At 65.5% G+C, this 12231-nt stretch carries 10 protein-coding genes; 2 read left to right on the top strand and 8 right to left on the bottom strand.

Annotated features, from left to right (window positions below; translation table 11 throughout):
- Positions 1-277: 277 nt before the first annotated feature.
- Entirely contained in the window at positions 278-2143 is a 1866-nt protein-coding gene (locus tag CGS25_RS17520) for a cation:proton antiporter (protein WP_089031888.1), read from the top strand.
- A gap of 96 nt (positions 2144-2239) precedes the next feature.
- On the opposite strand, the gene CGS25_RS17525 is transcribed toward CGS25_RS17520, so the two are convergent.
- The 4 genes from CGS25_RS17525 to CGS25_RS17540 all read right to left on the bottom strand — a co-directional run bounded on the left by CGS25_RS17525 (position 2240) and on the right by CGS25_RS17540 (position 7411).
- Positions 2240-2668 (bottom strand): MerR family DNA-binding protein, encoded by a 429-nt coding sequence (locus CGS25_RS17525; RefSeq protein WP_089031889.1) that lies wholly within the window; start codon positions 2666-2668, stop codon positions 2240-2242.
- A 77-nt stretch (positions 2669-2745) separates the two neighbouring features.
- Positions 2746-4302 (bottom strand): FGGY-family carbohydrate kinase, encoded by a 1557-nt coding sequence (locus CGS25_RS17530; RefSeq protein ID WP_101676267.1) that lies wholly within the window; start codon positions 4300-4302, stop codon positions 2746-2748.
- Positions 4299-5798: a glycerol-3-phosphate dehydrogenase/oxidase gene (locus CGS25_RS17535; RefSeq protein ID WP_101676268.1), complete on the bottom strand. Its 1500-nt coding sequence runs from the start codon at positions 5796-5798 to the stop codon at positions 4299-4301. The genes CGS25_RS17530 and CGS25_RS17535 overlap by 4 nt, the downstream gene beginning before the upstream one ends.
- 2 nt (positions 5799-5800) lie before the next feature.
- Entirely contained in the window at positions 5801-7411 is a 1611-nt protein-coding gene (locus tag CGS25_RS17540) for an FAD-binding oxidoreductase (protein ID WP_101676269.1), read from the bottom strand.
- A gap of 299 nt (positions 7412-7710) precedes the next feature.
- Here CGS25_RS17540 and CGS25_RS17545 point away from each other — a divergent pair, with 299 nt between their 5' ends.
- Positions 7711-8376, top strand: a complete 666-nt coding sequence (locus tag CGS25_RS17545) for an OmpA family protein (protein ID WP_089031893.1) — start codon at positions 7711-7713, stop codon at positions 8374-8376.
- A 144-nt stretch (positions 8377-8520) separates the two neighbouring features.
- On the opposite strand, the gene CGS25_RS17550 is transcribed toward CGS25_RS17545, so the two are convergent.
- From CGS25_RS17550 to CGS25_RS17565, 4 genes are all read right to left on the bottom strand, one after another.
- Positions 8521-9774: an MFS transporter gene (locus CGS25_RS17550; protein WP_232802477.1), complete on the bottom strand. Its 1254-nt coding sequence runs from the start codon at positions 9772-9774 to the stop codon at positions 8521-8523.
- Between the two features lie 200 nt (positions 9775-9974).
- Positions 9975-11087 (bottom strand): diiron oxygenase, encoded by a 1113-nt coding sequence (locus CGS25_RS17555; RefSeq protein ID WP_089031894.1) that lies wholly within the window; start codon positions 11085-11087, stop codon positions 9975-9977.
- 171 nt (positions 11088-11258) lie between these two features.
- Complete coding sequence (locus tag CGS25_RS17560) at positions 11259-11711, bottom strand: PaaI family thioesterase (protein ID WP_101676270.1); 453 nt, start codon at positions 11709-11711, stop codon at positions 11259-11261.
- Positions 11711-12181: a PaaI family thioesterase gene (locus CGS25_RS17565; protein ID WP_232802479.1), complete on the bottom strand. Its 471-nt coding sequence runs from the start codon at positions 12179-12181 to the stop codon at positions 11711-11713. The genes CGS25_RS17560 and CGS25_RS17565 overlap by 1 nt, the downstream gene beginning before the upstream one ends.
- Positions 12182-12231: the final 50 nt, after the last annotated feature.

The following is a 12231-nucleotide window of genomic DNA, read 5'->3' on the forward strand; positions in this document are numbered from 1 at the left end:
CGAGCGCACAGGGACGTGCTCGTAGCGTGTCCCGGGCGGGCCCACCTTGTCCTCGATTCACCCTCAGCACAGCGCCACCGCCCAGCGGACCCGATAACGCAGAACACTTTCCCGTCAATCCGTGATGAACCCTTAATAAGCCCGCCCACGCGGCAGCACCGGGTTTTGACTTAGCGTGTTGCGTGTTGCGTGCAAGCGTGCCGCCCCACCACAACAAAAGGTTGCGGCTTTAAGGGCACGCTGTGACCATAGCTGCACTCCAAAGACAAGGATCGCCATGGAACTCTCCGTCGCCTATCAGCTCGCCATCATCACCGTTGTTGCTTTCGCCTGTCAGTGGGCGGCCTGGCGGATCAAACTGCCGGCGATTCTGCCGTTGTTGTTGTCTGGCCTGGCGCTGGGGTCCGTGGCCGGCTGGATCACGCCCAAGGAGGTGTTCGGCGATCTGTTGCTGCCCGGTGTGTCGCTGGCGGTGTCGATCATTCTGTTCGAGGGCGCGCTAACCCTCAAATTCGACGAAATACGCGGCCTGGAAAAAACCGTGCGCCGGCTGGTCACCTGGGGCGCGCTGGTCACCTGGGGGGTGGTCACGGTGTCCGCCTGGACGCTGTTGGAGATGCCCGGCAGCCTGGCGCTGCTGTTCGGCGCCTTGGTGGTGGTCACCGGCCCCACGGTGATCGTGCCACTGCTGCGCAGCGTGCGGCCGGTGGCCAGCGTGTCGCGGCTGTTGCGCTGGGAGGGCATCGTCATCGACCCGCTCGGCGCGATCCTGGCGGTTCTCGCCTATGAGCTGGTGGTCGCCACCGGCCAGCAGGGCGCATTGCTGCACGGGCTCTGGTTGTTCGTGCAGGCGATCGCGGTGGGCACCGCCATTGGTACGCTGGTGGCACTGGCGCTGGCCGGTCTGCTGCGTCGGCACCTGGTGCCAGAATATTTGCGCAGCTTTCTGGTGCTCTCGTCGGTGATTGGCGAGTTCGTGCTGTCCAACGGCATCAGCGAGGAATCCGGCCTGGTGGCGGTGACCGTGACCGGTATCGTGCTGGCCAACCGCAAGGGTGTGCGCACCGACGACATTCTCCACTTCAAGGAGAATCTCTCGGTGATGTTGATTTCGGTGCTGTTCATCGTGCTCGCCGCACGGCTGGAAATGGAGCAACTCACCAGCCTGGGCGCCACCGCCCTGCTGGTGTTGGTGATCATTCAACTGGTGGCGCGGCCGCTTTCCGTATGGGTATCGACCCTGGGCAGCAGCCTGAACTGGCGCGAAAAAGCGCTGCTCTCCTGGATCGCGCCACGCGGCATCGTCGCCGCCGCGGTGTCGGCCCTGTTCGCCGAGCGTCTCGAGCAAAGCGGCGTGGCCGGCGCCGAGCTGCTGGTGCCGCTGACCTTCATGGTGATCATCGGCACGGTGGCGTTGCAAAGCCTCACCGCCCGCCCGCTGGCCAGATTATTGAAAGTGGCGGAACCCTCGCCCCGTGGCTTCTTGATCATCGGCGCCAACCCGGTGTCCCGAGCCATCGGCAAGGCGCTCAACCAAAACGATTTCCCGGTGTTGCTGATCGATTCCAACTGGGAAAGCGTGCGCGCGGCGCGCATGGACGGCATGGCCACCTATTACGGCAACCCGGTCTCCAGCCACGCCGACCAGTATCTGGATCTGGTCGGCTACGGCAAGCTCCTGGGCCTGAGCCCGCGCCGCGAGTTGAACACCATGGCGACCATGCGTTACCGGTTGGAATTCGGCGAGCAGAACGTCTACAGCCTGCCCGGTCAGACTGAAAAAGAGGACAAGCACGGCGTCGCGCCGGAGCACCGCGGCGCCACCCTGTTCGGGCCGGAGATGAGCTACGCGCGGCTCGCCAGCCTGCTCAGCCAGGGCGCCGACATTCGCAAAACCCGGCTCAGCGAGGAATTCGACTTCAACGCTTATCGCAACGCGGAAGACCGCCTGGTGTGGCCGCTGTTCGCCGTCGACACCCGCGAGCGCATTCACGTGTTCACCGCCGAGAACCAACCCGACCCCAAAGCCGGCTGGTCGGTGTTCGGCCTGGTCAAAGAAGAAAAAGAAAAAGAGAACAACAAAGACGGCAAGGACAAAGAGAAAGACAAGGAAAAAAGCAAAGCCCGCGACAACGGCGCCTAGGCATTTGAAGACCGATACAGGATTCAGGATTCAGGATTCAGGCCAGGGCACACCGTGCCCGCCTGAACACTGAACACTGAACTCAAACCCCACCAGTCACTGACGCCTGGCGTCCTGCTCCTGGTCGGCGAACGAATCGATCAACCCGCATACCCGGCCGTCGTCCAGGTGGCAGTCCGGGGTGTTTGACCAGCTCGTCATCGCCGAGCGCATCCGGTCGCTGAGCTGGCGCAGCTCGGCGATGCGCCGTTCCACCTCGGCCAGCCGCTGTTCGATCAGGTCGCGCACCCGCCGGCACGGCCCCTCGCCACGCTCTGATTCCTGGATCAACTCGGCCACATCGCCCAGCGTGAAGCCCAGGCTGCGCGCTTTCAGGGCAAAGTGCAGGCGGCGCAGATCGACGGCGTTGTAAATGCGATAGCCGTTGTCGGGGTGGCGCTGCGGCGTCAGTAACCCTAATTCGGTGTAATGACGTACCGTTTCCGCGGTGGTGTCCGCCCGTCGGGCGAGGTCGGAAACACGCATGGGTCGCTCCAGATCGGATAGAAAACACAGGCCCATAATAACATCCCGCGTGCGCCCTTCGTGATGCCGGCGCGGGGTTACGCCGGATAGCCGGTAATATCGCGGATCGCCCGATACAGCGGCGACAGGCGCCGGTACAGGCGGCGATAAACCCGCCGATAGAGCCGCTGGTACAGCTCGCTGTTGGCCTGGTCCGGTTCAAACCGCTGCCCCGGGCGGGTCATGGCGGCCACGGCGCTGGCGTGGTCCGGGTACAGGCCGGCGCCCACGGCGGCGTTGATGGCCGCCCCCAGGCCGGAGGTTTCAAAGGTGTGCGGGCGCATCGCCGGCAAACCAAACAGGTCGGCGGTGATCTGCATGATCCGGTCGCTCTGCGAGCCGCCGCCGGACACCATCAGCGTGGTGATCGCTTGGCGGTTGCGTTTCTCCAGCCGTTCTTTGCCTTCGCGCAGCGCATAACCAATGCCCTCGATGATGGCCCGGTAGAGGTGGGCGCGGGTGTGCACGTCGCCAAAACCGACAATCGCCCCTTTCGCTTCCGGCCCGGGGATGCGCACCCCGGGATTCCAGAACGGTTGCAGGGTCAGGCCCATGGCACCGGGCGGCGAATCCTGAAGCAAGGCATCAAAAAGCTGCTCCGGCGTCACGCCAAGGCGCTGCGCCTCACGCACTTCCTCGGCGGCGAACTCCCGTTTAAACCAGTTCACCATCCAGTAGCCGCGCTGCACGATCACCTCGGAGTTGAACCGCCCCGGGGCGGCCGCCCCGTAGGCGGGCACCCATGGAATCGGCTCGACGTAACGGTGATTGCCGGTGTTGAAGGTGGCGGTGGTGCCGTAGCTGAGATGGCCCACGTCCGGTGTGAACGCGCCGGACCCGAGTACCTCGCAGGCTTTGTCGGCGCCGCAGGCGATCAGTGGCAGGCCGGCGGGAATGCCGGTGTCGCGCTGTGCCGCCTCGGTGATGCGGCCCATCGGCTGGCCGGGGGCGACCAGCTCCGGCAGCTGCTCGCGGCGCACCCGCAGCGCCTTCCACTTCATATCCGTGCGTCCCGCCCAGCGCTGATGCTTGAAGTCGAACGGCAGGTATCCCACCTGGGAGGCGCTGCAATCGCGCAACTCACCGCACAGCCAATGGCTCAGATAGCCCGACAGCAACACGAAATAACGGGTTCGCGCCCAGATGCGCGGCTCCCGGGCGGCCAGCCAGTTGCACTCCGCCTTGGTCTGGAACTGGCGCAGGGTTTCGCCCTGCCCGATCAGCGCCACCGGCCAGCGCCAGTACCAGGGCAGGCGCGGGACATCGTCGCCGCGGCGTTGATCCAGCCAGATCACCGCCGGCCGCAGCGGCCGGCGCTGTTGATCCAGGCACACCACCGAGGCGCGCTGGGTGGTCAACGCCACCGCCACGACCCGTTCACGCAGTGTCGGCTGTTGCGCCCACAGGGTCTGGCAGGCGGCGCTCAATTGCTGGCAAAAATAGTCCGCGTGCTGCTCGGCCTGCCCCGGCTGGTCGGAAAAGTACGCCTCGATCGGTTGTTGCACCCGCGCCACCAGCTCGCCACGGGCATCGAACAGCATGGCGCGGGCGCTTTGCGTGCCCTGGTCCAGCGCCAGCAGCAACGGCGATGTCATGCGGCGGCCACGTCCGATGGCGACGGCGGGACGCCGTAGGCGTGCTCACGCAGGGCCAGATAACGCTGCCACTCCTGCTCCCAGAGCGCCGACGGCCAGCCCAGATGAGCGGCGGTGAGTTCGCGCAGGCGCGGCACCAATGAGGCACCGCCGTCGCGGCGCAGCAGGCCCAACCGGGTGCGCCGCAGCAACAGATCGTCCAGGTGCACCACCGCTTCGTTGCGCACAATCCAGCTGAGCAGGGCCTCATCGTCCTGGGCGGCGTGCAGGAAGTGATCGACCGCCTCCGGCGCCTCGCTGAACGGCTGGAACAGCGGCGCGTTGCTGCGCCGCGCGCGGCGTGCGTCGCGGGCGTCGAGCAGGCCGGCGGCGGCCAGGGCGTGCAACGCGATCAGCCGGAAGGTGGTCAGTTTGCCGCCGCTCACCGTGACCACGCCGTCGCGGCTCCACACCGCGTGGTCGCGGCGCTCTTTGGACGGGTCCTTGCCGTGCCCCGAGGCGATCACCGGCCGCACCCCGGCCATCGTCGAGAGCACGTCGGCGCGGCTCAGGCTTACCGACGGAAACTGGCTGTTGATCAGTTCCAGCAGATAGTCCACCTCGGCGCCACTGGCGCGGGCTTCGCTGTCCAGGTGATCGCCGTGGTCCAGGTCGGTGGTGCCGATGCAGGTGACCCCTTCCCAGGGGAACACGAACACCGGGCGGTCGTCGCGCGGGTGCATCACCGTCAGGCAGTCGCTCACCGGCAGCCGCTCGGGGTCCACGAACAGGTGGCTGCCGCGCAGCGGGCGCACCCGCTTGTCGCCGCCGGCCAGCACATCCGCCCAGGCGCCGGTGGCATTGATCACCACCGGGGCACTCAGGGTAACGCTGTCACCGGCGACTTCATCGGCCACCTGCACCTGGGTGATCCCGCCCTCGCGGTGCAACTGCCCGACCTTGGCGTAATTCAGCGCCTGGCCACCCAGCCGGCTGCCTTCCAGCAGCGCGCGGATCACCAGCCGGCAATCGTCGGTGAGGGCGTCGGTGTAGCTCATTGCGCCGGTGAGCCCCTGATCATTGAGCGCCGGCACCCGGCGCAGCAGTTCGGCGCGCCCGACAAAGCGATGATCGCGGATGCCGGCGAGAAAGTCGTACACACCCAGCACCAGGGTCATCGGCCAGCGCCCCGGGAATACCCCCTTGCGCAGCGGAAACAGATAGGTGGTGCGCTCCACCAGGCCGGGCACGTCACGCAGCAAACGCTCGCGCTCGCGCAACGAGTCGCGGGTCAGGCGAACGTCGCCCTGGGCGATGTAGCGCAATCCGCCGTGCACCATTTTCGACGACCGGCTGGAGGTGCCCCAGGCGAAGTCACGCTGCTCCAGCAGCAACACCCGGTGCCCTTGCCGGGCCGCTTCCAACATCACGCCGGCGCCGGTGATGCCGCCACCGACCACGATCAAATCCCATTCCTGCTCGGCCAGTTGCGCCAGCCTTGGACGTTCGCCCAGCATGCTCACTCCTTGTCGGTGGTGTCGGCGATCAGGCAGCCCGGATTAAGGCGCTGCTCGGGATCAAAGTGTGCCAGCAACGCCCCCAGGGCTGCCATGCCCCGGGGGCCCTTTTCGGCGCCCAGCCAGGGGGCATGGTCGCGCCCGACGCCATGCTGGTGGCTGATGGTGCCACCGTGGGCGACGATGGCGTCGCTGGCGGCGCTTTTCATCGCCCACCAGCGCGCGCGGGTGGTGGCGTAGTCCGGCGAGCAGCGGAACACGTAGGTGGTATAGATGCTGGAGCCCTGCGCGTACAAATGGGAAAGATGGGTGAACACGTGCGCCTGCTCGCCGTCGCCGGCGTGTTCGCGGATCGCCGCCTCGATGGCGGCCACGGTGTCCTCCACGCGGGACCAGTCGACGCAGGTTTCCAGGGTATCCACCGCGTAGCCTTCGCTCCACAGGCCGTGGCGCAGATAGGGTGAGCGGAAACGGGCCTGTTCCCATTTGCGTCCCAGGGTTTGCCCGGTGAGCACGCCGCCGGCGGCGCGGATGTGCCGGCGCGCCCGGGCCAGCGCATGGCGGCAGTCCTGCGCCTCGCCGGTGACCCCGAAGGTGATCATGCACTTCTCGTCAGGGCGGTTGCCGCGCAGCGCCAGGTAGCGGTTAAGCGCGCCCACCGCCAGCCCGTGCCCGGCCAGGGTCAGTTGCGTGACCGTCTCTTGCGGGTTGGAAAGCCGCAGCATCGATACCGGCACCCGCTCCTGCACCATGCGCCGCACCAGGGCCACGGCCGCCGGCCAATGCGGCGCGAACGCCACATGGAACTGTTCCACCGCCGGCAGCCGGCTGATGCGCACGTCCACTTCCGTGATCACGCCCAGGCGCCCCTCCGAGCCCATCACCATCTCACGCAGGTCTGGCCCCGCCGAGGACGCCGGCACCGTGGGCAAGCGCAGCGGCCCGTCCGGGGTTTCCAGCAGACCGCCGGCGAACAGCTGCTCGATGCGCCCATAGCGCATCGACTGCTGCCCGCTGGAACGGCTCGCCACCCAGCCACCGACGGTGGAAAGCTCCCAGGATTGCGGGTAGTGCCCCAGGCGATAGCCGTGCTCGCCAAGCTGTCGCTCCAGCGCCGGCCCCGGCGTGCCGGCGCCGAAGGTGGCCAGTTGGCTTTCCTGGTTGAGGTTCAGCAGCCGGTCCATGCGCGCCAGGCTGAGCGTCAGCACCGGCCGCTCACCAGCGGGTGGATTAATGTGCCCGGCCACCGAGGTGCCACCGCCGTAGGGAATCACCAGGCAATTCTGCTGCCGCGCCCAGTCCAGCAGTTGCCGCACCTGCTCGCTGTTTTCCGGCAACGCCACCGCATCCGGAAACACCTCCGGTTCACCGGCGCGCAGCGCCAGCCAGTCGCCCAGGCTCTGGCCACGGGCGTGGCGCAGCCGCTGCTCCGGGTCGCGGCTGATCAGCGCGTGTTCGGGCAGGCGGCTGGGCGGCACCCGCGCCAGCGCGCTTTCCAGGGTGGCGTCCGGCAGCGGCCGGCCCGGCCCCAGCCGCTGCGTCAGGAAACGGCGTCCCGCCGCTTTAAGAGGGTAATCGTTGGCGCTGTCGCCCCAGCCATTCCAGCGTCGCATGCGTGTCTCCTTGAACAGGCGTTGCCATGGTAGCCGCCCGCGCGGCCCACGATATTGACGCACCACGCCAACCTTGAGGGTCGGCTCACTTCCCCAATGCTTTCACATTTCATCGCGCCCGCGCCGCTACGATGACCCTTGACCCGACCGGCCGGCGGCCCTTCCCCGGTGCGCGGGAGCACTGCGTCGCAGACGCGACTCACGCACCTTTACCGATTTTTACCCGCTGGCTATGGTGTCTTGCAGCCGATCACTTATGGTGATTTGGACTCGAAAAACAGAATCTCCAAGGAGCGACAATGAAGCGTACAGCCGGATCTGTGTTACTGGCCTCAGCGGTGGCTTTGTCCGCCTGCAGCACCATTAACCCTTACACGGGCGAGAAGCAAACCTCCAAGGTAACCAGCGGCGCGGCGATCGGCGCGGTGAGTGGCGCGCTGATCGGCATCGCCACCTCCGACAGCGCCAAACAGCGTAAAGAGCGCGCGCTGGCCGGCGCCGGCATCGGTGCCGTCGCCGGTGGCGGCGTGGGCTATTACATGGATGTGCAGGAAGCCAAACTGCGCGAGAAGCTGAAGTCCTCCGGGGTGTCGGTCACCCGCGACGGTGACCGTATCGTTCTGAACATGCCCGGCAACGTCACCTTCGACAGCGACAGCACCCAGGTGAAGTCCTCTTTTAATTCGGTTCTGGAATCGGTGGCCCAGGTGCTCAAAGAGTACAAATCCACCATGATCCAGGTGGCCGGTCACACCGACAGCACCGGCGGTGATCGCTACAATATGCTGCTCTCCCAACAGCGTGCCCAAGCGGTGGCGAATTCGCTGGGCGGTTTCGGCGTGCAAGCGGTGCGCATGGACGTGGTCGGCTTCGGCGAAACCCAGCCGATCGCCAGCAACGGCAGCGCCGATGGGCGCCAGCAGAACCGCCGCGTTGAGCTGACGTTGATTCCTTACGAGGAATAAGAAGCGCCTGGAGCCGCCTCCCAGTGAGGCGGCTTCGCAACAGGCAAGTTGAAAGTTGAAAGTTGAAAGTTGAAAGTTGAAAGGCGCTTTCGATACGAGTACGGGCGATTCGTGACTTTCCTTTCAACTTTTAACTTTCAACCTTTAACCAGTGCCCCCCTCCGGTTTCGCCCGCAGCCGCCACACCAACACCGCCAACGGCAGCATCATTACCATCACCAGCAAGTAAGGCAGATGATGGTTAACGCTGTAGAGCCCGGTGCCCACCAACGGCCCCAGTACAAACCCCAGTGACGGACAGGCACTGGCCAGCCCGGCCACCCGGCCCTGCTCGGCGCTGTCCACGCGCAGGCTCGCCAGCGCCATGATCGCCGGCATGGCAAAGCCGATGCCCAGCCCCACCAGCATCACCGCGCCGGTCATGCCCAGGCGCGTTTCCGTGAGCCACAGCACCGTGGCGCCGGCGCCGATCGCCGGCACCGCCAGGCCCAGTAACACCAGCGCCGGCGCGCGCAACCATTGCACCACCAGGATCTGACCGGTCAGGGAAGTAAAGGCGGCGCACATCATCGCGGTGCCGAGTGCGCCGGCGGCCTCCTGGGGCGACATGTTCAATGCGTCCTGGAACAGAAAGCCCAGCGTTTGCTGGATCAGGGCGAAGCTCATGAACAACACCACGCCGGTGATCAGAAGGTCGCGGAAGCGCGGGTCGGAGTAGGCGCGCAGGCCGGTGGCGAGCACCCGGCGGGGGCGCACATTGGGCGCCTGGCTGCGGTACGGCGAGGGCGGCAGAAACAGGATGATGCACACCGCCATCAGCCCGACGATCGCCGCCACCAGATACAACGGCAGCACCAGCGCCACCGCCGCCAGCATGCCGCCAACGCCAGGGCCCAGCACGGTGCCCAGATTATTGGCCGCGCCGATGCGGCCCATGCCACGGGTGCGCGCCTCCGGCGCGGTGATGTCGGCGGTGTAGGCGGCCGCCGCCGGCGGCGTGGCGGCCATGATCACCGCCTGGGACATGCGCGCCAATACCAGCATGGTAAGCAGGGCGCCGCCGGTCAGCCAACCGTTCAGCCCCATGTGGAAAATGGCGCCGAACGCCAGCGTGCCCAGGGCGTAGCCGCTCAGACCGATGGCCAGCACCGGCCGGCGCCCGTACAGCTCACTGAGGTAGCCCCACACCGGGCTGGCCAGGGCAAACGCCAGCGATGAGCAACTGATGATCAGCCCCACCTGAATTTCCGCCAGGCCGGTGGCCCGCGCCAGCGACGGCAGCAGCGTGAAAACCAAGGTCTGGCCCAGCGCGGTGACCCCCACGGCGAGCAGCAGCAGCGTCTGGGTGAGGGTTCGGGACGATGAAGGCGTGGACGGTGAAACGGGTGACGACGGCAAAACGCTCTCTCCCAAAAAATCGCCGGGCGCGATTTTTCACGTCGCCTTAGCGACGGTCCTAAGGATGGCCGCCAAGGATGGCAGGCCACAAAAAAGCGCTTCTACTCTACCATCAAAACCGGCCACGGGATCGGGTCGCGTTGTAAGAGTCTGTGCACGATGGCGGCGCCGGTGAACCCGTCGCCGCTTTCAGACAGCGCTCAGACGGGCTGCTCGTAGAGTGGCCGGGACAGTTCCGCCCAGTCCACCTGGCCATCGTCACCGAGATGTTCGAACTGCAGGATGCCAAGGCTTTCGAAACGGGGCCGCACCGCCTCGGTGAGCAGGCCGATGCGCTTCAGGTTGGGCACGATGCGGGTGAACAGCAGATTGCGGAACTGCGCCATGATGTGCGATTCCAGCGCCTTTTCCCGCGCCGCGTCGGCGTCCCAGCCGAACGCTTCGAACACTTCCATGCTGATCAGCCGTTCGCGCATTACCACGCACGCCTCGAACGCGAACTGCGCGCGCTCTTCGCGTTCCGCGTCGCTGAGCGTCTGTACGAAGTCTTCCAGGTAATTGACCCCGAAGGTGACATGGCGGGCTTCATCCCGGATCACCAGAGTAATGATCTGCTTAAGCAGTGGGTCGTGACAGGTCATTTTCAGGGTATTGAACGCGGCCAGCGCCAGCCCTTCGATGATGATCTGCATGCCGATGAATTTCAGGTCCCAGCGGGGGTCGGAAAGAATCTTGTCGAGCAGCGCTTTCAGATGCACGTTGACCGGGTAAAAGATACCGATCTTGTCCTGAAGATAACGGGTGAACACCTCCACATGCCGGGCTTCGTCGAAGGTCTGGCTGGCGGCGTACAGCTTGGCGTCGTAACTGGGCGCGCAACTGGCCAGTTGTGAGGCCACCAGCAACGCCCCCTGCTCGCCGTGCACGAACTGGGCCAGCATCCAGGCCAGGTTGTGCCAGCCGAAACGCAGCTTGTCCTGGTCGGACATCGATTCAAACGGCTCCCAGCCATTGAACGGATTGAAGGCCTGATCCAACGGCACCTCGGACTTGGGGAACTGCTGGCTCCAGTCCACGTCCAGGTCGGCGTTCCAGTTGAGCTCCTTGCCCAGCCGGTAGAGCTTGCGGATGCGGCCATCGGCGCTGCTGTAATCCCAGTTGTAGTGGCCGGTGAGCGGGGTCTGAAAAATCTCCACCACGTCTTCGACGTGTCGCGGCGTCAACCGCTGTTCCAGATCGTCGTGGCCGGGGCCGTCCCAGCTCTGGTAATAGCGGATTTCCTGAGGCGGTTGCTGCAGGTGTTTGATGCGCATGGCTGACTCCATCCCGGGCTGCGAAGGCAATGCCTTGACGCTAGACCCGGCGGCCAGCGTGAGCAATGTCACGCGCCGACAAGCGATGGGCTTATTGGCGCGACATCACAATTTCCCGGTCCGCAGCAAACGGATGAAATCGTTATTCATCAACCTGTTAAAGGCGAAACCTCAATTGTTTTCTTCGGACAGCAGGAAGTGGGCACGGGCGATGGTGATGGGTTCGTCGCGGCGTTTCTGCCAGGCGCTGATGTGCACATTGGCGATGCGCCGGCCCAGCCGGGTGATGCGGCATTCGGCGAAGGTATCGCGGAACAGGCCCGCGCGCAGGTAGTCGATGGTGAAATCGATGGTCTTGGGCACCCGCGGCTCGCCCATCTCCAGCAGAATAAAGATGATCGCCGCCTGCTCCATGAAGCCGGCCACGGCGCCACCGTGCAGGGCCGGCAACGTGGGGTTGCCGATGTTCTCCGGATTGCGCGGCAAGATAAAGGTCAGTTCCTCGCCTTGCACCCGCAATTCAATACCCAGAAAACGCGCGTAAGGCACCCGGTCGATCAGATCCTGGTAGTCGGCTTCGCCGGCGCGGCAGGCTTCAATAAGGGCTTTCAGACTGTTGTTCATCAGGAGGTCACCCGCCCGTTCTTGTCCAGTTTCATGCGTGTGTAGGTGGCCAGGCCGGTGGCCACCGGCTCGCCGTCTTCCATGCCCTCCTCCCAGGTGGTGAGCCTGACAAAGGTCACGTGGGTGGTGAGCCGGTAGCAGCTGGCCTGGCAGATCACCGCCTTGCCGGGGGTGGGCGCGTGCAGGTGATCGACGCGGAAATCGATGGTCGGGGTGATCTCGAAATTGGGGTACAGGCGGCAGCTGTTGGCCATGCCGCCGGCCTGATCCATCATCGCGAAAATGGCGCCACCGTGCAGCACGCCGGTGTCCGGGTTGCCCACCAGGTCTTCGCGCCAGGGCATGCGCACGCGCACCCCGCTCTCTTCGGCGCTGAGTACTTCCATGCCCAGATTGCGGGAATGGCGAACCGTCTCCAGGGAGCGGTTGCAAACATCGATTCGTGTGTAAGGTACGGAATTGTCTGTCACGGCGGCCAATGTCCTTATGATGCGGGCGGGGCAAGATTAACGCTTAGGGC

Origin of the sequence: Alloalcanivorax mobilis (assembly GCF_002864685.1) — a bacterium.
GTDB classification, from domain to species: domain Bacteria; phylum Pseudomonadota; class Gammaproteobacteria; order Pseudomonadales; family Alcanivoracaceae; genus Alloalcanivorax; species Alloalcanivorax mobilis.